This is a genomic window from Chryseobacterium oleae (assembly GCF_900115055.1).
Classification (GTDB): domain Bacteria; phylum Bacteroidota; class Bacteroidia; order Flavobacteriales; family Weeksellaceae; genus Chryseobacterium; species Chryseobacterium oleae.
Window position 1 is genome coordinate 54,838 of record NZ_FOVD01000001.1, and the last position, 25,357, is coordinate 80,194.

Genomic DNA, 25,357 nt, shown 5'->3' on the forward strand with positions numbered 1-25,357 from the left:
ATTTCTAAGTTGGAATGTCTATCTCACTGAATGACGTCTGTAAGGGATATGTAGAGCTGATTATTGTAATTGTTTTATTTCTTCCTCCAGTTTCCGCTTTATTTGAAGATAAAGTTTTAATTCAATTTCTCCTTTATTTTTACGCTCTTTAAGTGCCCGTAATTCCTGATTAATCTCTACATTTCTTTTTGCTTTTTCCGAAGGTTCTGCTATTGGATAAAGTAGATCTAATTCATCCTCAATATTTCCGGTCTTACCTAATACTTCCTCCAGGCTTTTCCCGAGATAAACAGCACTTTCATCAGATAAATCTCCACTGCTTACCGCAACGAGCCGGAGATTTTCCCAATCTCTAAAATCATAAGCGTAAAATTTACCACCGCCATTGAATGCAATAGGTAAAAAGCAAGGGGCCCATTGTACAAAGCCATAAGCCAGATAATAGTATCGGATTTCCTGCAGTGAGAAAAAGCCAAATTCCCGCTGGCCATTGATAATACCGCCACCGTTTGAGTATTGTAACAGCTGCAGAAATTCTGCGGGCCAATGCAAGACAGGTGGAATCGTTTCATCATTAGCCATTGAAAATTCCGGACAGAGCTTCATTTCTTCTTCCGTTAAAGGTCCAATAAAGTAATTCTCTTCCGGAAGGGCTGACAACCCTGCTTGTTTATCAAAAAAAGTAAACTGATGGTACCACATTTTTCTTAGATTACCTATAATAGCCTGTAAATTTCATTATTATTTTTGATATTCTTCAAGCTCTCTTCAATAATTAACCAAAAGTTTGTTGTCCACTAGCGGGTTAAGAAATAGGTTTGCGTATAAGTTGTATTTCCTTCTGTAGCGGTATTCCTGAATGTAAATTTGTTTTGGGTCAGTTCCAGAATTTTCTGTTCCTTTTGCCATAAAATCATGGTGTTGTTGGCTTTCACTTCATAAGAATATTCTTCTTCTCCCTCAGCATTTGTCTTAACCTTTCCGTTGGAAAAAAAATCAAAATAAACATTTTTCGGATCATTGTTGATGATTTCAGGAGGTTGGTTGCCTACTCTTGTCTCTTCTATAAACTCCACTAGATTCCAGCGACCCAGAATTTTTTGCTGCATCACGGTGATGGCATCATTTTCCTCATCCTCGGGACTGCTTTTCTGGCATCCCACCGTACCTATTAAAACTGCTATTAACAATATCAGTATGGGTAAAAATTTATGCGTTTTCATAAGTGTTTATTTTATGTATTCATATTATCGGGCCAGGTTATAGGTTTGCTTCCTAGTATAGTTGGCATTTACTTTTACATATTCAAAAACCAGTTTCTCCCGGGTAAGTTCTTTTATAGGACAGGCATCGTTATTAATTTTAAGGGTGGTCTCGTTTTCAATGCTGTAAGGTTCAATCTGCTCCTCATTTCCGTCTAAAGCATAGTATATATTTCCGTCATTACGAAAATCAAAATAGGCGCCCTCTGTTCCATATTCCGTGGTGACTTCAACAGGTTTTGAAGGTCTGATGGTTTCAGTGACTACCGAAATAAATTTCCATTTCCCCAGTATTCTTTCCTTCGCAGGCATTTCTGAATCATCATCTTTTGTGCAGCTTGTTACAATAACAACCGAAAGTATTGTAAGGAGAATTACTATTATTTTTTTCATATCGTTAAAATTTAGAATGGGTATTGCTCCGGAGTATAAAGAAAACATGAGCACTACAAAGATGCAGTCCAAAGTGCAAATTTTCCAACACAACGACATCTACAAAACATCTACAATGTCCGAAAAACGGTTTATAAAGCATATACATCACTATTCACCCTTATGAATCAGGTATTTCAAACCGGAAAACCTGCCACTAATTTGATGAACAAATTGTATTTTTGTTATATTCAGGATTATAAAATTCATCGATAACCTGAGATTTTGTTAAAGAAATTAATAAAGAAAATGAAGCCCTATCGTTTACCTATCAAAACCTTCCTCTTCGAACTTCATGCTCTCTGACACCATTACACCAAATAACATATGATGAAGTATACTATAAAGCTCATAATTATTTTGTTCCTGCTTTTCACGGGGACTGGTAAGGTCTGTTCACAGTCCATTATCGTTGATTCTTTGAAAAGTCTGCTTCGTAGCCCAGGGCTGAAACCTCAACAAAGAGCAATGACTCTCTCACATCTTGGCAGAAACCTCTACGAAACAGATATGCCCGCAGCTTTGAATGCGGCCAACGAGGCACTGAAACTAAGCCATCAGTTTTCTGACGGTCAGTACAGTGCTTTTGCTTTAGCTACCTTAACGTATCTGAATGTGCAGCGGGACAGTCTGGTGCTGGCTCAAAAAAATATTGACAATGCTTTAATTTATACCGAAAAATCTACCAACAAAGTGGTGAACGGCTACGTGTGGCTGAGAAAAGGATGGCTTGAATACACTGTAAATAATACGGCTAAAGCAACAGCCAGCTTGTTTAAAGCGTTGCAGCTGCTGGAGGGTCAGAAAGCGTATGCTTACGAAAGTCTCGTGTATCATTATTTAGCGAGTATTTATGCCGATTTAAAAGACCCTGAAAACTTAAAAAAATATACCCGCCTGAGTCTGAACCGGGCTAAGCAATCAAGGGAGCCGGATATTATCTGCAATGCTTACCTTGCTACCGGCTCATCATTTTTACAGAGCTTCAGAAAAGATCCGTCGCAAAAAAAGCTGCTGGACTCTGCTCTTTATTACAATCAGCAGGTGCTTCAGCTTTCGCAATCACAGCCAAAACGGATAGTCAACCATATCAATATAGCGGCAGCGGCTTTAAACATAGCCAATATTTACTGGGAGTTCTTTCCAAAAGAGTATAAAGACAGAGCCAAGAGTTACATTAATCAGGCTTTGACCATTGCCCGGAAATTCAGGCATGAAGAAGTGATCGCCAACTGTTATGGAATATTAAGCGAATATGCTATAGTGGACGGTAATTATGCAGAAGCAGAAAGACTCTTCCTGTCGGGCTTTGCTGAAGTAGAAAGCAGTGCGGGAGGCAGTATCGCAGTGAAAGCTTCCATGATGAAAGGACTGGCGACCGTAGCAGAGAAAAGCGGTAATACAATAAAAGCATTGGAATATTATAAACAGTATATGCAATATGAACATGAAGCCTATAATGCTGCCAAACTGTCTATAGCCCAAAAGCTTGAAGTGCAGTATGAAGCAGAAAAGAAGGAAAAAGAACTTGAAACCTTACAGGAACGGGCCACTTTTAACAGAAAACTTAATTTTATTTCTATCGGGCTGATCATAGCAGGTCTGCTGGCACTTATATTTCTTTTCCGTTCCTATCATTTCCGGCTAAAATCCTCTATGCAACAAGAGAAACTGCGAACAGAAGAAGCTGCCCGTCTAAAGGCTGAACAGGAATTGCTGGAAGAAAGACAGGATAAATTACAAAAAGAACTGCTGGCCGGCAACTTACAGGTAGAGCAAAAAAATGAACTCTTACAAACGATGCGGGATAAACTGGCAGATCCTGAAAACGGAATGTTCAAAAACCAGATGGAACGCATATTAAAAGAAGACCAACGGATGGATGAAGATTTTGAGCATGCAAAAACCAGCCTGACAAATATACACCCGGAATTTTTTAACAGGCTGCAGCAACAGGCAAATAATAAACTGACCCGGCTTGACTTGAAGCATTGCACCTATATATTAATGGGATTTTCCAATAAAGAAATCGCTTCCCGTTTGGGTGTGGACCCTAAAAGCATTATCATGGCAAGATACAGGATAAAACAAAAACTCAATTTAGAAAAAGAAGACAGCCTCGATCTTTTGATACAGCAACTGAGTTGAATACATTTTACAAACAAAAAAGACTGACACCATGTATCAGTCTTTTTTTATCAATTATGTCCTACGCCTTATTTTACAAATGAATTGTATGAATTCAATACAGATTCATAAGAAGAATCAATCTGCTGGATATCGCTGTCGGAAATCTTCCCTGTTCCTTTAGCATCACGGATCAACTTTCTGTAGGTATCCAAAAAGCCTGAAGCCGTTTTATTGAAACTTTCAAACTGTGATTTTTTGTAAGAATACTGTGCATCTTTGACATTGAAGTCTAATTTGGAATTCGCTTCTACTGTCTTGGCAAGCTCATCATACTTTTTCTGAGCCTCCGCTTCGTTGAATTTTCCGGTATACTGTTTGTCCAGAAGATCAATATTGGAATCCAGAGAATTCATTACACTCTTTGAAGAAATGATGTACTCTTTCATTGGATGATCTTTCAGAACCACTTCTTCTGCAGCATCTGTACCTGGTTTAATCTTGGCAACCACATTTTCTCCTGAAATAAATAGAGCCTGCGCCTCGGTTTCAATATCCTTTGTTATGGCATCTGCTTTTGCCCCCTTATCATCTTTATAGTCTTCAGAAGTCATATAAGATTTAAGCTCTTCAAACTTTTTCTCTATATTTTCCTTTTTAGCTTTATAGGCATTAAAGTCTGCTTCTATGGCTGCCTTGTCTTTTCCAAATCCTGATGGTACTTCTTTGATTTTTCCGAATGAATAATCCATCGAGCTGATCACAATAGGCATGATCATTACGTTCTCCCCTTTTGCTTTTGCAGCGGCGGCATCAGCATATTTAAGGATACTTTCGATATGTCTCGATGTGCTTTTATATGAATCTAAAAAGTTGTTGTTAAAATCAATGATGGCATTGGCGTCATCCGCCCCTCCAAGATTCAAAACAGATTTACCCAGTTTACTGACGTCTTTTTTACAGCTGATGACACTCACCGATGTAAAGGTCAGGGCCATCGCAAGTATGATAATCTTTTTCATATGTTATAATTTTAATTTTGGTTATATTTCGTCAAGATCGATGTCTTCATTGTTGATTTTTACTACATACTCGATTCCGTCAATTGCTTTTGAAATAATCTGGTTTCTCAGGATATTAGCCATATTTTCCCAGTAGGCTCTTCCGTAAAAAGAATAGTTCTGCGGAATAATTTCCACCTCAACGGTTCTTACAAAACCTTCCTTAGGGCGATTGCTGATCATGGTTCCTCTTCTTACCCTCACTTCCTTCACCTCATCTTTAAGGATCATTCTGCAGTAGTTTTTAACGTCTTCCAGAGAAATGATTTTATCCCTTGTCGTTAACGCATATTTGTAAGCCTGAATACTGTCTGTTCCTTTTTGCTCTTCTGCACCTCCAATCGTCTCAGTAAGAAGTACCACCGTCTGTGATTTCAACTGATTGGAAAGCTCAGTTCCCGGACGCATATGATTGGCCAGAGTACAATGTGTCACCCAGAAAGAAGCATACGTATGGTCTGTTTTTTCTACAGGCTCCATGATGACGTAATTCAGTTCCTGTCTGATATTCCTTTTGGCGTTGTTCACCTTTTGCACCATCGTCTTCATTTTGTCCGACATTTCGCTGAGGACTCCTTTAACATTATCCCTGTTTAAAAGTGAAAATGCAGCGATCTCATCTCTGGTAAGTTCCAGCACATTCGCGATCATGTCTACCGCATTTCTGTTGGTAAAACGCTCCATTCCTCCCTTTCTTACCGTGTACAGACCTTTTTTAAGATCATCCGCAGGGGTAAAAGGAATTTCGGTGTATTTTCTTCCATCGCCATCCTGAACCTCATCTACATAAAGGAAATGCTCACCTTCGTCTGTAACCAGAGGAATATTGTTCCCCATAATGTCCAGACTGTATTCTGTTTTTTTCCAGCCTCTGTTGTAAACCGGGAAAGCATTCATCACAAATGAGAAATTATCCAGGATCTCAGCAGAAAACTGCGGTGGGAATTCGAAAGTAAGCCACAAATAACGCTTGTCTCCAATCTGTTTTTTGATTTCCTCTTTTCCATCCAGAAAATCCAGATTCTGTGGAAGTTTTCCAGGTTCTGAGAAAAGACTGCTTGAAAGTCCTGTGATTTCTATGAATTTATGTCGGTAAATACTTTTAATATCTTCAATGGCCTTGTTTCGGATAGACTGCTCTTTGAACATCTGCTCATATCCTTCAGGCTGATTATTGCTCAGATAGCTAAGCCCTTCCCTCACAAATAAGGGGTTTCCATTGCTCGTCACCGTAATATAAGGAAGAAGTTTGTACACAAAATCCATATGCTCAAAAGCCGGGTTTGAGCAAAATACGCTTACATATTTAGGAAAATTCTCGCTCGCATATCTGCTTACATCCACTCCGATGGTAATCTTTCTGTAATCTTCAGGTTTCCCCTGAAATCTGGCTACCGGAATTTTATTAAGCCTGTCGTCTACGCTATAGCAGGTATTTCCTACAAACATGACAGCTGTCTGTACTTTATTGATCCGTACATTTCCTACAGGTGTAAAAGGAATATTCAGCTGTTTGTCTGATTCTGATTTCACCGTAGAGGTCATCTGTTTACGGAAAAAGAATTCCGTGTGTTCCAGTAATACTTCCGAAGAATCATAAGGCAGCGTAAAAGCCACCGCATGAGCCGGAATCGGATGGGTATAAATGGATGGTGTCAGAAGTTTGGCCAGTTTCTCCAGGATACGGGCGTTTACGGTCTGAATCTCGTTATTGGCTTTAAAGACTTCCGTACTGAATGCGTCTATCAGTAGTTTTACAAAAGGGTCCAGAGATTGCGGGCTTTTCAGTCCCCACACTTTGGTGGCGTTCTGAAGCATTCTTGCCTTTACAGATTCTTTGGAGTATATATTTTGATCTAAGTTCATAAATTTTTCTTGCAGTTAAAAACATTTAGTCAATAGACATCGGACTTAAAAATAATTCTGTAGAAAAGCTGAAACGCTCTCCCGTTGCCTCCATTTTTGCATTGATGGCAATTCTTACTTTCTTTTTGATTTCTGTGTGTTCTTTGGTATCGTAGCTGTGTTCTACAAATTGAATGTGGGCATCAACCTGCGCCTGTACGATCCGGGGTTCATACTCCTGAATCTGCCTTCTCAGGCTTTTAATGAAAACGCTTTCCCATACGGCACTGGTAACCCCATTGTCGAATTCCAGGTTCCAGACGTCGTTTCCATAGTTGTCATCATATCTATTCTCGCCTTTTTTGGTGGTGATCAGCAGCATGATATTATGCGCAATGCTTTCGCCCATGTCGCAGATATCAATGCTTCCGCCTTCAGTCATGAGTGTTGAAGGTACAAAAGGCATTCTGTAATTTGGTGTATCCATAGTCAGCTTCTTATTTTTTACTTCATGGTCTAGTTGACTTAAAAAGAGCTACCAAAATACACATTTTCATGAAATAAATAGGAAAATACCTCAAAAAATATCAGATACAATAAAGGCTTCCGGGATTTTACGGAAGCCTTAAATAGGGTTAATACGGTAAAAAAATTATGATTGATCTGCCGTCTTTTTTCTGTTAATGAAATAATAGACCGGAAGTCCCAGCAGGACCATTACAAATCCAGGCCAGGTGTATTGCTGTTTGTAGATCAGAAGTAGTACACAAAAGCCTGTTCCTATCAGAAGATAGATAATAGGCGTTACCGGGTACAGCCATGTTTTATAAGGTCTTTCAAGGTCCGGTTTTTTAAATCTTAAATAAATAACCCCGAAAACGGTAATCATGTAGAATAAAACTATCACAAAAGAGATCATGTCCAAAAGATTTCCGTACTGTCCGCTCAGGCATAATATGGAAGCCCATATTCCCTGCATCCATAAAGCATTTTCAGGAACTTCATTTTTATTATTTTTTTCTGCGGAATTAAAGAACATTCTGTCTTTGGCCATGGTTTGAAATACTCTTGCACCCGCCAGAATCAGTCCGTTGTTACATCCGAATGTAGATACCATCACAAGAACGGCGATAATTATGGTCCCCGCACTTCCGAAAATATTCTGAGATGCGGCTACCGCTACCCTGTCGTTCGTAGCAAAGGCAATACCGTCTCTATCCAAAGCGTTTAAGTAAACGTAGTTAACCGCAATATAAAGAATCATCACGGCAGAAGTTCCGTAGATCATTGATTTCACAATATTCTTTTTCGGGTTTTCTACTTCTCCGGAAACGAAAGTTACGCTTTCCCAGGCTACAGAACTGAACACAGAACCTACCATTGCTGCTGCGATTCCTCCAAGCAGAGTCATTCCCCCGATAGGCTCCCAGCCTTCTTTAAGGAAATTACCGCTGATGTCTTTTTTAAGATTATTAAATGAATCCGAACCTAAACTGAAATTCTCAGCCAGATGCGAAAAATCAACCAAAATGAATCCTGCGGCAATCAAGCCTACTAAGGCTATGATTTTTGAACCGGTAAACACGTTCTGAAGCAGTTTTCCACTCTCAACGCCGCGTGTATTAATATATGTCAGCAAAAGAATAACGGCTATTGCCAGAATCTGTATCCAGGTGATTTTAAATTCTCCACTCTGAAAAAGAGGTGCCGCATCATTCAATGAAGGAACGAGATAGGCTGTAAATTTACCGAAAGCCATCGCCACAGCGGCAATAGTTCCTGTCTGAATCACCGTAAATAAGCCCCAACCATAAAGAAATCCCATCTTTTTGCCGAAAATCTCTTTAAGATAAGTGTATTGTCCGCCTGCCTTTGGAAACAGAGCCGAAAGTTCTCCGTAGCTGATAGCTGCAGCTACCGTCATCACTCCGGTGATCACCCACACTACAATCAGCCAGTACCCTGATCCCAGGTTCCGCATCATATCAGCACTTACAATAAAGATCCCACTTCCGATCATAGAGCCCATTACCAACATAATGGCGTCCCAAAGTTTCAGTTTTTTTTGCATAGTCAAGTATAGGCGTCAAATATAATCAAATCTGTCTTTCGTTTTGAAATTTGTTTAAAATTTACTGCACCACCTGTTTTTTATCAACCATTTCTCAATTTAATATTCAATTTTAATTAGTACTTTTGAAAAAAATATTAAAAATGAAATTCAAGGCTATATTATTTGCAGCAGCAGTGAGTGTTTCCACTTTAGCTTTTGCACAGGAGACATCACAGAAAAAATTCGGACCACCGGAAGGTAATGCCATTGTAGGTGATACGTATGGAGCTGGAGTTGTTTCGACGTCCGAGTCTAAAGCCATTACCGTAGATAAATTAAGCAAGAAGCTTAAAAAAGATAACAAAAAAGTGGAAGGTGTAGCAGTGAAAGGAAAAGTAACTGATGTATGCGAGAAAAAAGGATGCTGGCTTACGATCCAGACTGAAGATAATTCTCAGTTTTTCGTGAAAATGAAAGATTATGCATTCTTCGTACCTACTGCTTTAAAAGGGAAAACTGTAGTGCTTGAAGGAACTGCAGAAAGAAAAGTAACTTCTATAGACGAACAGAAACACTACGCTGAGGATGCTAAAAAACCTCAGGCTGAAATTGACGCCATCACGACTCCTAAAGAAGAGATCAGATTTGTAGCCAATGGAATTAAAGTAGTCAACTAAATTTCGTTTTACCATACAATAACGTCCTCAGAAAATAGTATTTCTGAGGACGTTTTATTTTAAGTTTAATAATAATCTAGTCTTCTATCGTAAATTCTGCCACAGCATCCAGTTTCGGATATTTAGTCGGTGCCACGAATTTCTTTCCTGTACAGTCTATTTCTATCCAGCCTCTTCTTTTCTTCACGTCGCCCACTTCCATGACAAAAGGAACAAAAGATATCTCATCCTTTCCTTCCTCTATCACTTCACGGTACTGAACCGCAACATCCAGAATACATTCATGATCCGTATTCAGTCTTACATTCCTGTAAATAATGTCGTAATGGGTTTCCTGATTCTCGGGGATCTCAAGGTATTTTTCCCAGCCTTCAATATCAGAGTTTAGTTCACTGATTGCTTTTAATGCATAATATAAAGCTACTGTATAATATTTTCTGGTTCCCTTCCTTGGATAATCACCTGCGAAATGTCCTCCTTCAAACAAAATCGTAGGCATCCCTGCTTTGATAAAATTGTCTCCGGTAGAAGTCGGATAAAACTCATCAGAATATCTTCCGATCTGATTCGGGATCAATTCTTTTAAATGATCATAAATCTGTCCTATAACCGCCATGCATTTTTTCCTGTTCTCCGTCACCGTACGCTCTATATTTTCCGAAGGTGCCAGAAACGAAAGTGTAGCAGGATGTATTCCGTCTGTGGTAAAAATCGTTCTCTGCTCGTGAAGATTTAAGGCATAATCGTAGGTATTGGAAGCAGCAGCTTTTTTAAGGTATTTAATCTCTGTACTTGACTCGTTGTGAAAGTCACGGTTGAGATCAATATCTGCAGCATTCAGCCTTGTCCATTTTTCAGATCCGTCAGGGTTTAGCATAAAAATAAAATCAAGCCTTATCTTACTAAAAAGATCTTCCTTCATTTCCGGAGCCTTATCCAAAGTTTCCAGGAGATCCAGCATCGCGTGAGTGGCGTTGGATTCATTTCCGTGCATTTGAGACCAGGCAAGAACTTTAATGGTTCCTGTTCCGATGCTTAACTGGTAAATAGGTTTATCTAAATATGATCTTCCAATCTCCTGAATATAACCGCTGAGATTGTTCTGTAGATAAGAAAATAATTTTTCAGGGGAAATATAGCGGTTTAAGAAATTAGGGTTTGGAAAATAGATCTGCTCAAAATTCATTATCAATAATTTACAAGAGTCAAATTTAATGATTTTTAGTCAAAAAATATTAGTTAACATTTGTAACCTTACCAAACAGCACCAACTGCCATTTTGTCTGTGGATAAAATTGTTAATTGAATATAATCTAAACACCATATATTAACTAACTTAAATTCAATACCTTACAAAGTTTACATCAATCATATTTACAATATTGCTTTAAGTGCAGAAAAGCCTGTTAATCAGTAAATAGGCATAATATAACTAAACAAGATTAATGTGGAAAACTTAGGAAGTTATATATGTATACAAATGTAAATCACTGTTTTTTCGCCATTATCTGTGAAATTCAATCTAAGTTTAGCTTTGATGTATACTCTTTCTATTGACAATCAGAAAATAAGAACTTATTAATAGATACAATCTAAGACAATTAACCGTAAAATACTCATAATTAAGTGTTTGTATGTATAGTTTACGTTTGTATACAGCAAATAAAGAGGTTTTATGGCTCAAAAAGCCTTTATTTCGTAGTAATAGGCAATAATTATGAGTTTACATTTAAAAACATTAATAACCAGCTATTTACCTACTACTTAATGCGTAAATCAGCATTACTTAGCCATACCAAAATAGAATGTTTAAAAGTAATTAGTTCTAAAAATTGATCAGCTTAAAAATGGTGTTTACTTTGTTAAATAGAGGTTTAAAGGAAATACAAACAGTTCAATTAACTGTCTTCAAGCTAATTACAACTATTTACATCTGTATATTCAAAAAAACAAACATAGTTTACTTATGTAATTTGCTTATGTAAATTTTAATATTTACATTTGTAAAACAATTGACAACTTATTTTTATGAGTTTAAACGAAAGAATTTCCAAAGTTATTGAGTATTCCAATCTCAGCCCTTCCGAGTTTGCAGATGCAATTGATGTGCAGCGCTCTTCCATTTCCCATATTACTTCCGGAAGAAACAAGCCGTCTCTTGAATTCATCATTAAGATCAAATCCAGTTTCCCGGAGATTCTTTGGGATTGGCTGGTTAATGGAGAAGGTGAAATGCTGAAGTCAGAATTGCCGGAAGTAGAATCGTCAACTGAAGAAAAAGCTGAAGATGGGAAAGGAAAGCCTACTCCGCTCCCCGATCTGTTTACCATGATGAAAGATGATGAAGATTTCGGAGCAGAAGAGGAAATTGAGGCTGTAAAAGAGGGCCCGCGAGAATCGTTTATACCGCCCCCATATAAGACTCGGGAAAATATATCAGATTCTCAGCGATTAGACAATTCGAATGAACAAATTATCAGTCAAGTCATTGGAAATCAATCAAATAAAATAAAACGCATCGTTCTGTTCTATGAAAACGGAAAATTTGAGAGTTTTGAGCCCTAAAAAAAACCTGGCCAAAGAAATTGGCCAGGATAAAAAATATTTGAAGAAGAAAACTAAAGCTATTGCTTTAATAGTTTTGTTATTTTAGTAAGTCCACCTTCATTCTTTATTTTCAGAATGTAATTTCCTTTAGGCAGATCTGAAACACTGTATTCTTCCGACCCCTGCAATGTTCTTACCAGCTTTCCGGAAGCATCTATAATTTCTACACTGCTTATCTTAAGCTTTTCAGGATTATTAATTCTGAAATTGTCTTTTGCCGGATTAGGATACACCTGAATCCTGTTGTCATACTGCATCGTCTCCTGTGTACCCAGCGTGGTTGCGGTAAATGTAATAACGAATGGCATGTCCAAAGGAACATCCGGAGCTGCTACAGGGTTTCCGGTATCTGTAATAGGCGCCCAGGTGCTCAAAATTGCATCAAATTGTTTAGCATTAAATGTGGGAAGCCCTCTGCTTCCTACAATCGTAACAGGCGGTAAAAAGCCCGCGCTTGCAGTCACTACATTTTGCAACTGATATTTTATCCAATAGGTTCCCGGGCTTAAAGTCTTAGGAGTACTTGCTGTAACTTTCCATATCTTTCTTACAGTAGTAGGTACTGCAGCAACCGGCACCGAAGTATTTCCTGTTCTGTACATATTAGCATCTACTGCAGCACTGAATCTGTTGGTGGTATCATCTCCATATACACTTACAGCACCCGCTACAGAAGGATCTGAGCTGAACATATTTACCCTCACCGTATTAAAAGGAGCAGTTGCTCCTGCATAATTGGTTTGATAGGCAAAAAAATCAATGGTAGTGATTTGCCATGAAGATCCGGCAGGAACCGTAAAGTCATCAGCAATAAAAAAACTTGCTGTTGCCGAGCTGAAAGTTCCGCCCAATCCCAAGCTGGTATTGGATTCTGTTGTATTTCCGGTATTATTCTGAAGTTCAGACCATGTATATCCGGCAGGTGCTGCAGTACCTCCTTTAGAAGTTGCGCCCGTACTTAAACCGCCATTATTGTAGGTTTGGGAGAGGATAAAGTTAACCGCCATTAAGGCAGCAACGAGTAATGTTTTTTTCATGTATTAGTTTTTTATGGTTTAATCAAATATAGTAAATTGTAATCAAATAAACAACAATAAGTTAATAATTTTAAAACATACATAACATAACGTTAATTTTATAAAATTATCAATAATAGAATAAGACTATTGAAATGAATAACGAACAGCACTTTTTCCTATAAATTCATCCAACAAAAAAAGACCTGCATTGCTGCAGGTCTCGTATATTATAATAAAGTATTCTTATTTTCTTCTTCTTTCAAGCTCTTTTTTAATCAGCCCAAGTTCTCTTCCCGTTTGTCCGGCTACAGACGTGTTCTCTCTTGCTCTTCTGGTAAGATAAGGAACAACATCCTTAACAGGTCCATACGGCAGATATTTAGCCACATTATAACCTTTATCCGACAGATAGAAGGAAATATTATCACTCATCCCGTAAAGCTGTCCAAAATAGATATGCGGATTGCCGTTTTCAATAGATTTAGCCTTCATCTTATCCATAATCAGTTCTGAGGAAATCTCATTATGGGTGCCGAAAAATGCCGATACTTTATCCAGATGATTCATCACGAAATCAATTCCCGCATTATAGTTTTTATCTGAAGCTTCCTTAGTCGGCTGGATTGGGTCTGCATAGCCTTTTTCAGCAGCTCTTGCTCTTTCCTTTTCCATATAAGCACCACGTACAATCTTATACCCGATAAAGTAATTTTTTTCTCTGGCTCTCTGAAGGTTTTCCTCCATATATTCCAGTCTTCCGGTTCTGTACATCTGGATGGTATTCCAAACGATGGGCTTTTCCTGGTTGTATTTTTCCATCATCTCTTCACAAAGATGATCCGCCGCATCCTGCATCCAGGTTTCTTCAGCATCTACCATTACTTTCTTGTCATGTTCATGGCAAAGACTGCATATTTCATCAAATCTTTTTACCACTCTCGCCCATTCTTCTTTCTGACTTGACGTCAATTCTGAACCGTTTCCTACTGCTTCATACAGATCAATTCTTCCAAAAGCTGTTGGTTTAAATACAATAAAAGGGATCGCAGGATTTCCTACAGAAAATCTGATGATATCTTTAATCTCTTTGCATACCGCATCGAAAGTTTCTTCATCCTCCTTACCTTCAATAGAATAATCGAAAATACTTCCCACTCCTCTTTTGAAAAGCTGTTTCACCACCTTCATACTTTCTTCACGGGTTTCCCCTCCGCAGAACTGCTCAAACAAAGTGCTTTTTACAATTCCGGTCACGAAAGGAAAATTGTTGTGTACCGTAAAATTAAGGACAGAAGTTCCAAGGCTGGTAAGAGCCGGCTGTTCAATCATCTTAAACATCCAGTACGCCTTTCTCAATTGTGCATCAGACTTGTCTGCAAATGCAACTTTAGTATCGTTAAAAATGGGCATTCCTTTTTATTAAATTTAGTTTTGCAAAGGTAATAATAACCTCAGTTTATTTAAAGAAAATTTTCTATAATTTGCTCTCAATTCCGTTCAGCAGCATGGCAATAATTCCGACAAAAACCCAGAACCTTAATATATTGAGTGTAAAGAATTTACTTCTTCTGGATGAATCCAGCAACAGGTAAATACACAGGATCATCACAAACAGTCCCCCCGTAAAATAGTAAGCCATAAAACCTGAGATCCCTGTTTTAGCAATAAGTTTCATGGAAACTGCCATCGTAACTATCAATAACGAAATAATGATTATCTGAGTATTTCTGGTTTTAAAATAGTTCGGAATGGTAATATAGCCAAATGCTTTGTCCACGCTTTTCGTCAGCATATCCTTGACAATATCGATGCACAGAAGAATCAGAAACAGAAAAATAGCCATCAGCACTACCTTCTTGGAAAAGGTTTCATAGTACACCATCATTCCGAAAAAAGGATACAGTGTGAGACTTACAAAAGTGAGATTATTAATGATTAAAATCCTGCTCAGCTTATGGCTGTAAAACCACATAAAAAACTGATAAACAAGAAAGAAAGCGAAAACTTTATGGGAAATCATCCAGGCAACGCCAAGAGAAATAGCTGTCAGGACAAGATAAGCGTATAAGAAATATTTCTGTTTGATAAAGCTTTGAATCCTGGTACGGAAAGGTTTTACCACATGGTCTTTTTCAAGATCGTAAAACTGATTGATAATTCCGCCCGCCAGAATGGTTATAACCGTACAGAAAATAATACCGTGAACTTTAAAATCGAAGACGAATTTTCTAAAGGTTTCATCCTGATTAAAAAGGAAAAAAGTAGAAACATACAGCGCAAAAGTAAGCAATATTGCTACAAAAAATCTTGCGCCGATCAGAAAGCCCACGAATTGTGAAAATCTGTAAAATATAGATTTAGAGACATAATTTTTAGATTGGAAAGTTTCTTTTTCAGAATTCATTCCAACCTATTTAAAATCTGTAGATCACTTCTTTCTGGAAGCCGTCAAGCATTTTCTCAGCTTTCGCATAGTCTTTGGTGAAACCCAGGATATACCCGCCGCCGCCGCTTCCGCAGAGCTTCAGATAATAGGCATTAGAGTCCAGTCCTTTTTTCCAGATATTGAAAATACTTTCAGGAATCATTGGACGGAAATGTTCATACGCCCAGTGAGAAAGCTTTTTCAGGTTTCTGAAGAAAGGATTCATATCTTTTTTAAGGAATGATTCTATACACGCATTGTTGTAACGGATGAACTCTTCTTTCAATGTCTTACGGAAACCTTCCGTTTTCATTTTTTCAAAGAAGATCTGGATCATTGGTCCGGTTTCGCCTGTGATACCACTATCAATTAAGAAGATAGCTCCTTTCCCTTCCTCACCATCAGGAATGGAAACCCGGTCCAGGTTTTCTTTATTTTCGATAAGGATTGGCAGGTTCATATAACATATCAATGGATCCATTCCAGAACTTTTACCATGGAAATAGCTTTCCATTTCCCCGAAAACGGTTTTTAATTTCTTCAGATTATCTTTTGAAATCTGTTCAGGATCCAGTTTATTCAGGGCATACTTTTCGAAAATAGCAGCCACCAAAGCTCCTGAACTTCCTACACCATATCCCTGAGGAATATTGGAATCGAAGAAAAGTCCGGATGTAATATCGGTTTTAAAGCGTTCAATATCCAACTGAAAATCATCAGAAAGATCAAGCGCTGCAAGGAAGTCAGAGTATTTCTGCAGATGTCTGTTGGATTTAAGTTCAAATTCAGAACTCAAATCTGAGAATTTAAGGGTTCCCTTGTAGAAACTGTAAGGTACTACAAGCCCCTGGGAGTCTTCAATCATCCCATATTCTCCGAACAGAATTATTTTTGCATAAAATAGAGGGTTCGTCATTTTGACAATAAATCTTTTTACAAAGTTAAAATTATTCCGCTGAATATAAGCAAAACTCACGCCGAATTCCAATTTATTTATGCATAAAAACAATTTTTAACTTCGATTCAGCAAAAAAGCCTGAAATAATCAGGCTTTTTTTGAGTAGGATTGGAAGATGGGAGAATGAGGCTGGAAGTTATATTGTGCTGATCATTTCTGATCATTGACACTATTTAAAATAGTCTAAATATTGTCTACTTTTTCTATTTTAGTTCTTCATAACTTCCCTCTTCCTGCATCAAGCTTTCTTGCTTCCCTTAATGTTTAATCAATTTTTTATTCACCGTTTGTTTATCCGTTTCTACGGTTACGATATAATTTCCTGTCTGGATCGAGGAGATATTAACTTCCTGCTTATTCCCTTTCAATGAAGAAGCTGAAATCACCAGTCTTCCTGATTCATCATAAATTGTATATGATTTTAAACCCTCTCTGGATGAAATAACGATCATATTTTTAGCAGGATTTGGATAAATACTTATGCCGTTATCATTTTTAGTTACATCATCAACCCCAAGGGCGGCACATGAAAAACCAGCCTTCCAGCCGTTTCCTGTAACCCCCGGATCAGATACAAACCTTACTGTAATAGCTCCCGAAGAATGGGTAGAAGTGAATGGTCCCGGCACTGTATTTCCTGTCAGGTTATTTCCGTTGGAAAACAAAGGAGAAGCCGTGGAAGGGCCATTATATACATACATAAAATCATAATCCTGTTCCAAAGCAAACTCTGTAAAATTCATTGTAAGGGCTCCGGAAGCCGGATAAAATGTTTTAACAATCGTTTCATTATTTCCGTAGCCTGCAGTCTGGCCACCGGTATCCGTAAATAAGGCGCCTTCACACCATGCAGCATCCGTAAGGAATACCTGAGTTCTCTGAAAGGCATTAGATGCGGAACAATTGGTCCCTATAGACAAATTATAATAAGTTGCAGGCTGAAGATTATTGAAATTGAGCGCCTGAGAACTTGTATTTCCTGATTCTACAAGCGTTCCGTCCATTTTGGTAAGCTTATATTTCCATGTCGTTGAAACAGCATCAGTAAACGCTGCATTGGCTGAAACCTGGGTGATATTTGAAATATTCATCTGGGTAATTGTAGTTCCACATGCCGTAGTACAATTGGTTCCCAGACAAGGTTTTGAATCAATAGTACTTCTGATTAAAGCAGCCGGCTGTGGTCCGAAGCCATTACTAAAGCTTATACCTACCCCTGAAACCAGGTGACAGTAGCTCATGATGGTACCTTTAACTGTCGTAGAAGGAATCGGGCCTGTACACCCTTCACTGTAACCAGCCTGAGCACCACACCCGTCAATCGCTGTATTATTTCCGTTCCACGCGCAGGCATGCGTATGAGGAGACCCTAAACTGTGTCCCATTTCGTGTGTCATCGCCTGAATAGTCCATGAATAAACAGGCACCTCAGAGTAAGTCTGAGAAATTCCGGAATACGCGTGTTTGTAGGTTCCGCATAGAGAATTGATATACGCCACACTGGTCGTAGCCGGAGCATTGATCAAATGGGCCAGATCCCCGTTAAATGTCTGCCTGTTATTTCTAAAGCTGGAAAGATTAGCATTGGGTGTTCCTGTATAAGGATCCTGGGTGGTCCAGATATAGATTTCATTCAATGCTATTCTGATCTCATCATTGCTGTAAAGCGCCGCAATATTATTATGAACAGCGGTAAGCCAATTGGTCGTAGTGGCTACGTCAGAGTTATTATTTTGATAAGGTTTAAAACATACCTCATAATAAATTCTCACACAGTTTTCTGTCATTGCTTTTTTGTTGGAAGCCGGATCAAATGAGATATTTTTTGCCTGATTTTCTTTCAGTTCATCTACACCGCATACGAAAGGATTAGCACCTGTCAGCTTAGATTCGGAATAACTAACAAAATCTTCGGAATTTTTTGCCTTTCCGAGAATAACATTTCCCAGTTCAGAAGTAGAAGCCACGCCTACAATATCATTATCGAAGAAACTGAAAGCAGCCACCGAAGTATTATCTCCTTTCACAATTCCGATGTAGTAAGCACCCGGCGTATAGTTGATGATCTCTCCTTTATTCGTAACGACCTTAAAATCGTTGGTGAAAATCTGGTTTTTATAAAGCTCTACGGTAATCTGTTTACCTCCATCAAAAGGAAAACTAATTTCAAAGTATTCGGGCTTTTCTTTAACCAACCTTTTCAGTTCGGCAGATTTCACAGTGATAGCAGTAATGTCTGTCGCTGCTCTTTTGTATTCAGCGAACTTGGGAGAAGTCTTGTTGACCTCAAACAGATCATACTTTTGAAAAGTATTTTTTTCTGTGTGGTATTCGGTTATTTTTTGTGCAACCGGTCTCAGTTTTTGGGAAAAACTAAGAACAAAGCATTGCAACAAGCATAGCAGTAGGATTTTTCTTGTCATTTTCATTTAATTAGATTTACAAATAAACAAAAAAAATCAAACTGCAGTGAAAAATATCCAATATTTTAACTCAACTTTTTAGTCTGTTAATAACAAATCCACTATTTACATTGAATTTATTTATTTCAAGACCTCTGACAATTTAAGGCATAAAAAAAGGCGTTATCTGATAACGCCTTATTATATATTATTTTATTCTTTTATTTACAAAGTATCTCTGTCTTTCAACATATTGACCTTAAGAAACCGGATCAGGATAAGTCCCGTCGCGAAAAATAAAGTCATGGAAAGCGCTGCAATACGCATATTATTGAAATGTTCGATCAATGTAGCAAAAATGAATGTTCCGATAATGATCGCTATTTTTTCCAGTACATCATAGAAACTGAAATACGTGGTATTTTCCATAGAGTCTTCCGGAAGAAGTTTCGAATAGGTAGATCTAGACATTGCCTGAAGCCCACCCATTACTAATCCTACTACCGCTGCTACGCCATAAAACTGATATTCTACCGTAGGATTTTCCTTGTTCAGGAAGTAGGCCCAAAGACAGGCAACGATCCACAATACAATAGCAATTGAAATCACATTCCTGTTTCCGATTTTTCTTGATAACCTGGAGAATATTACCGCCCCGATGATTGCTTCAATCTGAATCACCAATAGTGTTCCGATCAGTTTATCCTGAGCCAGATTGATCTCACTTTTCCCGAATAAGGTCGCCATTAAGAAAATGGTCTGCATCCCCACACTGTAAAAGAAAAAACTAGAAAGGAAGAACTTCAGGTTTTTATCTTTAAACAATACACCTCCTACCTTGAACAGTTCATGGAAACTTTCCTTGGCGATGTCTTTATAGAAGCTCATATTATCTTTCAGAACTTCAAAGAACCCTCCTTGCTCTTCGTGCTTTTTGAAGATATTTTTATAGTTTAAAAGCACTAAATCTTTTGGAAGTTTTTCCTTCACGTCTCCAAACTGTGGAAGATGCTTAAATGTGTATTGAGAGAAACCAAACCACCATGCACCGGTCAACAGGAAGCTGATTCTTGTAAATAAAAGCTGTTGTGCCGCTCCTTTTGCAAAAACCTGAATCAGGACCAGACAAATAACTACCAAAACTACAGAACCTAAATAGCCATACACATATCCTTTCGCAGAAAGTGCATCCTGCTTATCCCGGGTTGCAATATCTGGCAGGAAAGAGTTGTAAAACACAAGACTTCCCCAGAACCCGACACTCGCCGTAATACTGAAAAGGAGGCCCAGAAATACGTTGTGCATTCCTGTAAACATAGCCAGCCCCATACATGAGGTAGCCCCAAGATAACAGAAAAACTGCAGGAATGATTTCTTATTTCCGATAGTATCTGCCAGTGAAGACAGGAACGGAGAAAGCAACACCACGATAAAAAACGATATCGTAAGTGAATATCCGTACACCGCATCCGGCTGATATTCTTTCCCAAAAATCTTGATCATATGCCTTACAGGAACATCAATCCATGATTTTGTTTCCTCCACATACTCCTTTTTCTCGTAAGCTGTGGTGAGTATGGAATAATAAATTGGGAAAATAGTGGAAGTAATCACCAGTGAATAAACAGAATTCGCCCAGTCGTATACGGCCCAAGCTTTCATAATCCGTGGATTATTTTTTATGTTTTGAGGTTGTTGATTCTCAATTTCAGACATTTCAAATAAATATTAGTAGCACAAAAATAGAAAAACCATTAAGAAATCGATAAGAATTTAGAAAAATTATCGATTCCTTAATGGCAAAATATTCTGTAAGAGAATTTTACATATTTTCAATCACGATAGCAGAAGCTCCTCCACCACCGTTACAGATCGCTGCAGCGCCGTATTTAGCATTATTTTGCTTCAATACATTGATCAGCGTCACGATGATTCTGGATCCTGAACTTCCCAGTGGATGTCCAATGGCTACTGCTCCTCCGTTTACGTTAACTTTTGATGCATCCAGACCTAAGATCTTATTATTGGCAAGACCTACTACTGAGAATGCTTCGTTGAATTCAAAGAAATCGATATCTGAAATCTCTAAACCTGCTTTTTTAAGCGCAATCGGAAGCGCCTTTGCAGGGGCAGTTGTGAAGTTTTCAGGCTCCTGAGCTGCATCCGCATAAGAAACGATTTTAGCTAAAGGCTTAAGCCCTAATTCTTCCATTTTTTCTTTAGATACAAGGATCAAAGCAGAAGCACCATCATTTAAAGTAGATGCATTAGCTGCTGTCACTGTCCCATTTTCTTTTTTGAATACGGTTGGAAGTGTAGGAAGTCTGTCAAAGTTTACTGCTTTGTACTCCTCATCTTCAGCAAAGATAACAGGATCACCTTTTCTCTGAGGAATTTCTACAGGAACTACTTCTTCCGTAAATTTTCCTTCGCTCCAAGCTTTTGCAGATCTTTTGTAAGACTCTATCGCAAAATTATCCTGATCTTCTCTTGAAATACTGTAATCTACAGCACATTTCTCAGCACATACGCCCATATGAACTTTACCGTAAACGTCTGTAAGGCCATCCAGTACCATTCCATCCTGCATTTTGATATCGCCTAATTTAGTAGCGATTCTGGCATTGTAGTAATGAGGAACTGAAGACATATTTTCCATACCTCCGGCAACGATCACTTCAGCATCACCTGCTTTAATAGCCTGTGCAGCCATAGTTACCGCTTTCATCCCTGAAGCACATACTTTATTGACTGTAGTAGAAGGCGTCTCAATAGACAAACCTGCACCTAATGCCACCTGACGGGCCGGCGCCTGCCCTTCTCCTGCCTGCAGCACATTTCCCATATAGATCTCCTGAACATTTTTCGGATCAAGATTGATTTTATCTAATGCTCCTTTTACAGCAGCAGATCCCAGCTTCGTAGCAGGAACCGTTGAAAGGCTTCCCATAAAACTCCCGATAGGTGTTCTTACTGCGGAAACGATGAATACTTCTTTCATGTGTATTATATTTTACTTTTTTTAACAAAATGCTGCCTTTCGGCCTCATTATACTATTCTATTTTTTAACTTTTACGTAGATTACCTCGAACTTGTTCTTTTCAATTCTGGACTGTATTTTCAGTAAATTATCCTGGGTTTCTATCACTTGATTATTGAAAACATCTCCAACCTGCACCGGGTCGTTTTTATCTGATTTCTCCAGAACTATCGCCTTATAGTTACAGTCGTCTACAAAAACAAGAGTGGATTTTATAAAATCTTTACCATTGTTGAAATATTCAGTCTGAATATTATCTTTAATGGTCATATACCAAATCCCCTCAGGATAGTTTTGGCGTAAAAATTTTCCTTCTCTGATATTTTTACATTTGGCTGGCTCATCTGACTTTCCAACTACTGCTGTTTTCTGAGATTTAGCCTGTGAAAATACCACCATACATAAAGCTGCTGCTCCTATTTTTAAATGCTTCATATCTATGTACATTATATCTGTGTCCGTTTATTTACTTTTTTACTGCCTATAGCAAAGACCATCAGGAAGGCTCCTAAAAATTCTACAGCCCAGCCCCATTTCAGTTTTACAACTCCTGCAAAGGCTTCTCTCCAGGATTTAAATGGCAGAAAACTGAAATATTCCAGAGACTGCATTTTCACCGCTACTAATGTGAAAGCAAATAGCAGAATCAATAATACACCAAAAAACCTTACCACTTTCGCATTGCTGTTCACAATCCCAAAAACGGCACATGCTGCAAAAATCCAGCAGGCAATGGCCAGATAATGATCTAGTTTCCAGTAGTTCCAGTTTCCGATAATGGGAACATGTACAAGCGGCAGAAAACTGCCTGCCACCACTAAAATCAATCCTAATAACTGAATATTTTTCATATTTACTAAAGTGCCAAAATACAAAAAAAAACACACTTATAAACAGTGTGTTTTAAAAACGGATGATTGGCGTACAAACATTCGTTAGCATCAATAAAAACCAATTAAAAATATATTATTTTCAATAAATACCGTTTTTTATTGTTTAATTAAAAAATGATATTAACGAATTCTATGCCGATTTGCACTCCGTATTTATTCTTCAGAAGCGCACTGTCATTGAATACAGGTGTAAAGTCTTTCTGAACAAACACTTTAAGACTTCCATAGCTGATTCCGAATTTCCCGCCTACGACAAAATCGTTCACGCCCTGCATTATTCTTTCTCTTTCTACAATTCTTCTTGAATTTTCATTGGAATATTTTATATAATTCACACTTCCTATCTTCACCCCGCCATACACTCCCATTACAATGCTCAGCTGTCTTTTTTTGTTATCAAGATATTCAACCCCGTTATATTCCACATATTTTGGATTCAATACAAATCTTAAATCTACCGGTACATAAAGGTAGGTATTGTTGAACTGTGTTTTCTTCAAATTGCCACGGTCAAAATCATCTACGAACAACTTATCGTCATCCTGTTTGAAAATCTTTCCATATTTAGGAACATACTGGTCAAATCTCATTCCTAAACCGACACGGTAAAATACCGGACTTTTAAAGCCTCCTACCTGACCTTCATATCTCAATGCCATTTGTGAAGAGTTGATGATTGTATTTCTCGTATCAGAATTCTTATCATAAAAATTAAAAGGCTGATTTTTAGAAGTTAGACCAGTTCCCATCATACTGACAGAGAGCTCCACCGTCTTTAAAGAATGTATCGGATTGGTCTTTCTCTTCTGCCCCAATTTCATGTTAAGTCCGTTAAGCCCCACCCACATTTCATTTTTATGAATGCTGTCCCGATCCATAAAGACTGCATTTTTAACCATTTCTTTTGTAGCAGACTGCAGTTCACTTTGCTGGGCATCCACTTTTTCATTGATGGTTTGCTGGTATTTAGAAGCAATTTCGGTGCGTTGTTTCTGTTTTTCTTCCGATGTGATTTTCTTTTCTTTAAAATCTTTATCGATGATATCCAGCTCTGCATTCATTTTGAATTTTTCCGAAACCACAATGCTGTCAATTTTCTTTGAATAGATTTTAATCTTTGGATTCACATTTTGTTTTTCCTGGGCGGTACTATATGTAAAAGCCATTACAGCAGCCATTAAAATTAGTTTTGTTCTCATATTTATTTTTTTAATTTTTAGACAATATTTTAGCGCTGTCCATGTTCCAGGACAGTATTTTGAGTTTATAAAAGTTTAAGATTTATTTAGATTCCAGATAAACGGTCACTCCCAAAACGGTCACATTCCCCACATTCGGAACAACTTTATCGAACTTGAAAGCTCCCAGTTTCCGTTCATCCTTACTGGCTTTTTCCTTGGCTTTATCAAAATCTCTTCCCAGAAGAAGTTCATCAGGATTGATATAATTTTGTTTTGATTTAATAACTTCTGCAATTACAGGAGTGTTGGATGGAGTAACATTTTCAACCTTTCCCGGATTAATAAAAATATTTTCCGGCTGCTTCAAAGTATGAGTCTGTTCTTTATGCTGTATAACCTGAGTCTCTGCTATTTTCTTTTCTTTTGTTCGGGGCAAAACTTGATCAGAGGTGTGTTTTTTATGATCTTCATTGACTATTTTCACTTCATTCTTCTCAACCGGCTGATCATTCGAAATAACAGAAGGATTTTCAAAATCAGTATGGATTGGATTGACTGTTTTTTCAAGACCTTTTTTCACCACATAATCCGTTTCCTTATAATTAAATTTCGTTTTATAATTGTTGAAATAAATAAAAGTTCCTGCAGAAATGAACAACAATATCACGGCAGCATATTTCCACCAATGAAAAGACTGTTTTAAAGGCGCATCAGAGGTTTCATCCAACTTCTGATCCAGTCTGTCCCAAAGTTCTTCAGAAGGGCTTCTTTCGAGGCTCTCGTAATCAGACTTTAACTGTTTCAGTATCTCTTTTTTCATTTTCTTTTGCTTTTAAAAATTCTGTAAGCCATTTTTTTGCCTTGCTCAGCTGGCTTTTGCTGGTCCCTTCTGAAATATTCAGAATTTCTGCGATCTCCTGATGCTTTTTCTCTTCAAATACATATAAATTGAAAATCAATCTGTATCCCGTTGGCATCTGTGAAAATATTTCTTCAATATTAATTTCCTCCAGTCGTTCATCCGTATCTTCATCAGAATAGTCATCTGCGATTTCTATATCGGCATACAGGATATTCCTGCTCTTCCTGACAAAGCTTATGGAATCATTCACCACAATTTTCCTCAGCCAAAACGGAAAGCTGTTCCAGTCTCTGCAGTCATCCAGCCTGGTAAAACATTTCATAAATGCACCGATCAGGATATCCTCTGCATCATGAATATTGTTCGTATAAGAATTTGATATGGCCAGCATTTTAGCTGAAAACATCTCATACAGAGCTTTCTGGGCCTTCCGGTCCTGCTTTTTAGCCATTAAAAAATTCTTTTCGAGATGCTCCATGTATCGGTTTCTATCTATAAGACGGAATTTATTT

Annotated in this window: 23 protein-coding genes; 3 read left to right on the forward strand and 20 right to left on the reverse strand. The window is 38.0% G+C overall.

All coding sequences use genetic code 11. From position 1 onward, the window contains the following. Positions 1 to 60: 60 nt before the first annotated feature. The 3 genes from BM143_RS00270 to BM143_RS00280 all read right to left on the reverse strand — a co-directional run bounded on the left by BM143_RS00270 (position 61) and on the right by BM143_RS00280 (position 1,655). Positions 61 to 660: an SMI1/KNR4 family protein gene (locus tag BM143_RS00270; protein ID WP_228430639.1), complete on the reverse strand. Its 600-nt coding sequence runs from the start codon at positions 658 to 660 to the stop codon at positions 61 to 63. Between the two features lie 137 nt (positions 661 to 797). After that, positions 798 to 1,223 carry a hypothetical protein gene (locus BM143_RS00275; RefSeq protein ID WP_139221951.1) on the reverse strand — a complete coding sequence of 142 codons (426 nt, stop codon included), beginning with the start codon at positions 1,221 to 1,223 and terminating at the stop codon, positions 798 to 800. 24 nt (positions 1,224 to 1,247) lie between these two features. Further along, positions 1,248 to 1,655, reverse strand: a complete 408-nt coding sequence (locus tag BM143_RS00280) for a hypothetical protein (RefSeq protein WP_139221952.1) — start codon at positions 1,653 to 1,655, stop codon at positions 1,248 to 1,250. Between the two features lie 507 nt (positions 1,656 to 2,162). On the opposite strand from BM143_RS00280, the gene BM143_RS00285 reads away from it, so the two are divergent. Then, positions 2,163 to 3,842 (forward strand): helix-turn-helix transcriptional regulator, encoded by a 1,680-nt coding sequence (locus BM143_RS00285; protein WP_090021711.1) that lies wholly within the window; start codon positions 2,163 to 2,165, stop codon positions 3,840 to 3,842. Positions 3,843 to 3,910: 68 nt separating this feature from the next. On the opposite strand, the gene BM143_RS00290 is transcribed toward BM143_RS00285, so the two are convergent. From BM143_RS00290 to BM143_RS00305, 4 genes are all read right to left on the reverse strand, one after another. Next, complete coding sequence (locus BM143_RS00290) at positions 3,911 to 4,843, reverse strand: YiiG family protein (RefSeq protein ID WP_090021714.1); 933 nt, start codon at positions 4,841 to 4,843, stop codon at positions 3,911 to 3,913. A gap of 21 nt (positions 4,844 to 4,864) precedes the next feature. Further along, positions 4,865 to 6,748: a type VI secretion system baseplate subunit TssF gene (locus BM143_RS00295; RefSeq protein WP_090021716.1), complete on the reverse strand. Its 1,884-nt coding sequence runs from the start codon at positions 6,746 to 6,748 to the stop codon at positions 4,865 to 4,867. Between the two features lie 25 nt (positions 6,749 to 6,773). Continuing rightward, on the reverse strand, positions 6,774 to 7,214 hold the full coding sequence (locus BM143_RS00300; protein WP_034725422.1) for a GPW/gp25 family protein: 441 nt from the start codon (positions 7,212 to 7,214) through the stop codon (positions 6,774 to 6,776). A 165-nt stretch (positions 7,215 to 7,379) separates the two neighbouring features. Continuing rightward, positions 7,380 to 8,798, reverse strand: a complete 1,419-nt coding sequence (locus BM143_RS00305) for an APC family permease (protein ID WP_090021719.1) — start codon at positions 8,796 to 8,798, stop codon at positions 7,380 to 7,382. Between the two features lie 143 nt (positions 8,799 to 8,941). On the opposite strand from BM143_RS00305, the gene BM143_RS00310 reads away from it, so the two are divergent. Then, entirely contained in the window at positions 8,942 to 9,457 is a 516-nt protein-coding gene (locus BM143_RS00310) for a DUF4920 domain-containing protein (RefSeq protein WP_090021721.1), read from the forward strand. A 76-nt stretch (positions 9,458 to 9,533) separates the two neighbouring features. Here the strand turns inward: BM143_RS00310 and BM143_RS00315 are convergent, their stop codons facing one another. After that, on the reverse strand, positions 9,534 to 10,643 hold the full coding sequence (locus tag BM143_RS00315; protein WP_090021722.1) for a M14 family zinc carboxypeptidase: 1,110 nt from the start codon (positions 10,641 to 10,643) through the stop codon (positions 9,534 to 9,536). An 842-nt stretch (positions 10,644 to 11,485) separates the two neighbouring features. On the opposite strand from BM143_RS00315, the gene BM143_RS00320 reads away from it, so the two are divergent. Next, complete coding sequence (locus BM143_RS00320; RefSeq protein ID WP_090021726.1) at positions 11,486 to 12,022, forward strand: helix-turn-helix transcriptional regulator; 537 nt, start codon at positions 11,486 to 11,488, stop codon at positions 12,020 to 12,022. Between the two features lie 59 nt (positions 12,023 to 12,081). Here BM143_RS00320 and BM143_RS00325 read toward each other — a convergent pair whose 3' ends face one another. The 12 genes from BM143_RS00325 to BM143_RS00380 form a co-directional block, all read right to left on the reverse strand. Further along, the gene (locus BM143_RS00325) at positions 12,082 to 13,101 is read right to left on the reverse strand and encodes a T9SS type A sorting domain-containing protein (protein WP_090021729.1); all 1,020 of its coding nucleotides are present in this window, start codon (positions 13,099 to 13,101) and stop codon (positions 12,082 to 12,084) included. A 225-nt stretch (positions 13,102 to 13,326) separates the two neighbouring features. After that, a complete protein-coding gene (locus BM143_RS00330) occupies positions 13,327 to 14,493 on the reverse strand; it encodes a proline dehydrogenase family protein (RefSeq protein WP_090021732.1) in 1,167 nt (388 codons plus the stop codon). Positions 14,494 to 14,557: 64 nt separating this feature from the next. Continuing rightward, positions 14,558 to 15,487, reverse strand: a complete 930-nt coding sequence (locus BM143_RS00335) for a UbiA family prenyltransferase (protein ID WP_090021734.1) — start codon at positions 15,485 to 15,487, stop codon at positions 14,558 to 14,560. A 10-nt stretch (positions 15,488 to 15,497) separates the two neighbouring features. Further along, a complete protein-coding gene (locus BM143_RS00340; protein WP_090023844.1) occupies positions 15,498 to 16,424 on the reverse strand; it encodes a mevalonate kinase family protein in 927 nt (308 codons plus the stop codon). A gap of 299 nt (positions 16,425 to 16,723) precedes the next feature. Beyond that, positions 16,724 to 18,889, reverse strand: coding sequence for a M12 family metallo-peptidase (locus tag BM143_RS00345; RefSeq protein ID WP_090023845.1), 2,166 nt, complete (start codon positions 18,887 to 18,889; stop codon positions 16,724 to 16,726). A gap of 204 nt (positions 18,890 to 19,093) precedes the next feature. After that, positions 19,094 to 20,584, reverse strand: a complete 1,491-nt coding sequence (locus tag BM143_RS00350) for an MFS transporter (RefSeq protein ID WP_090021737.1) — start codon at positions 20,582 to 20,584, stop codon at positions 19,094 to 19,096. A 106-nt stretch (positions 20,585 to 20,690) separates the two neighbouring features. After that, positions 20,691 to 21,869: an acetyl-CoA C-acyltransferase gene (locus BM143_RS00355; protein ID WP_090021739.1), complete on the reverse strand. Its 1,179-nt coding sequence runs from the start codon at positions 21,867 to 21,869 to the stop codon at positions 20,691 to 20,693. A gap of 58 nt (positions 21,870 to 21,927) precedes the next feature. Beyond that, positions 21,928 to 22,344 (reverse strand): carbohydrate kinase family protein, encoded by a 417-nt coding sequence (locus tag BM143_RS00360; protein WP_139221954.1) that lies wholly within the window; start codon positions 22,342 to 22,344, stop codon positions 21,928 to 21,930. Between the two features lie 11 nt (positions 22,345 to 22,355). Further along, a complete protein-coding gene (locus tag BM143_RS00365; protein WP_090021744.1) occupies positions 22,356 to 22,760 on the reverse strand; it encodes a hypothetical protein in 405 nt (134 codons plus the stop codon). A 149-nt stretch (positions 22,761 to 22,909) separates the two neighbouring features. Next, positions 22,910 to 24,001, reverse strand: a complete 1,092-nt coding sequence (locus tag BM143_RS00370; protein WP_090021746.1) for an OmpH/Skp family outer membrane protein — start codon at positions 23,999 to 24,001, stop codon at positions 22,910 to 22,912. An 82-nt stretch (positions 24,002 to 24,083) separates the two neighbouring features. Further along, positions 24,084 to 24,803, reverse strand: a complete 720-nt coding sequence (locus BM143_RS00375; protein WP_090021749.1) for a hypothetical protein — start codon at positions 24,801 to 24,803, stop codon at positions 24,084 to 24,086. Beyond that, positions 24,769 to 25,323, reverse strand: coding sequence for an RNA polymerase sigma factor (locus tag BM143_RS00380; protein WP_090021752.1), 555 nt, complete (start codon positions 25,321 to 25,323; stop codon positions 24,769 to 24,771). Before BM143_RS00380 ends, BM143_RS00375 begins: the two co-directional genes overlap by 35 nt. Positions 25,324 to 25,357: the final 34 nt, after the last annotated feature.

Coding starts and splice junctions, on each gene's coding strand:
- BM143_RS00275 (WP_139221951.1), bottom strand. CDS start 1,223: ATGAAAACGCATAAATTTTTACCCATACTGATATTGTTAATAGCAGTT.
- BM143_RS00280 (WP_139221952.1), bottom strand. CDS start 1,655: ATGAAAAAAATAATAGTAATTCTCCTTACAATACTTTCGGTTGTTATT.
- BM143_RS00285 (WP_090021711.1), top strand. CDS start 2,163: ATGACTCTCTCACATCTTGGCAGAAACCTCTACGAAACAGATATGCCC.
- BM143_RS00290 (WP_090021714.1), bottom strand. CDS start 4,843: ATGAAAAAGATTATCATACTTGCGATGGCCCTGACCTTTACATCGGTG.
- BM143_RS00295 (WP_090021716.1), bottom strand. CDS start 6,748: ATGAACTTAGATCAAAATATATACTCCAAAGAATCTGTAAAGGCAAGA.
- BM143_RS00300 (WP_034725422.1), bottom strand. CDS start 7,214: ATGGATACACCAAATTACAGAATGCCTTTTGTACCTTCAACACTCATG.
- BM143_RS00305 (WP_090021719.1), bottom strand. CDS start 8,798: ATGCAAAAAAAACTGAAACTTTGGGACGCCATTATGTTGGTAATGGGC.
- BM143_RS00310 (WP_090021721.1), top strand. CDS start 8,942: ATGAAATTCAAGGCTATATTATTTGCAGCAGCAGTGAGTGTTTCCACT.
- BM143_RS00315 (WP_090021722.1), bottom strand. CDS start 10,643: ATGAATTTTGAGCAGATCTATTTTCCAAACCCTAATTTCTTAAACCGC.
- BM143_RS00320 (WP_090021726.1), top strand. CDS start 11,486: ATGAGTTTAAACGAAAGAATTTCCAAAGTTATTGAGTATTCCAATCTC.
- BM143_RS00325 (WP_090021729.1), bottom strand. CDS start 13,101: ATGAAAAAAACATTACTCGTTGCTGCCTTAATGGCGGTTAACTTTATC.
- BM143_RS00330 (WP_090021732.1), bottom strand. CDS start 14,493: ATGCCCATTTTTAACGATACTAAAGTTGCATTTGCAGACAAGTCTGAT.
- BM143_RS00335 (WP_090021734.1), bottom strand. CDS start 15,487: ATGAATTCTGAAAAAGAAACTTTCCAATCTAAAAATTATGTCTCTAAA.
- BM143_RS00340 (WP_090023844.1), bottom strand. CDS start 16,424: ATGACGAACCCTCTATTTTATGCAAAAATAATTCTGTTCGGAGAATAT.
- BM143_RS00345 (WP_090023845.1), bottom strand. CDS start 18,889: ATGACAAGAAAAATCCTACTGCTATGCTTGTTGCAATGCTTTGTTCTT.
- BM143_RS00350 (WP_090021737.1), bottom strand. CDS start 20,584: ATGTCTGAAATTGAGAATCAACAACCTCAAAACATAAAAAATAATCCA.
- BM143_RS00355 (WP_090021739.1), bottom strand. CDS start 21,869: ATGAAAGAAGTATTCATCGTTTCCGCAGTAAGAACACCTATCGGGAGT.
- BM143_RS00360 (WP_139221954.1), bottom strand. CDS start 22,344: ATGAAGCATTTAAAAATAGGAGCAGCAGCTTTATGTATGGTGGTATTT.
- BM143_RS00365 (WP_090021744.1), bottom strand. CDS start 22,760: ATGAAAAATATTCAGTTATTAGGATTGATTTTAGTGGTGGCAGGCAGT.
- BM143_RS00370 (WP_090021746.1), bottom strand. CDS start 24,001: ATGAGAACAAAACTAATTTTAATGGCTGCTGTAATGGCTTTTACATAT.
- BM143_RS00375 (WP_090021749.1), bottom strand. CDS start 24,803: ATGAAAAAAGAGATACTGAAACAGTTAAAGTCTGATTACGAGAGCCTC.
- BM143_RS00380 (WP_090021752.1), bottom strand. CDS start 25,323: ATGGAGCATCTCGAAAAGAATTTTTTAATGGCTAAAAAGCAGGACCGG.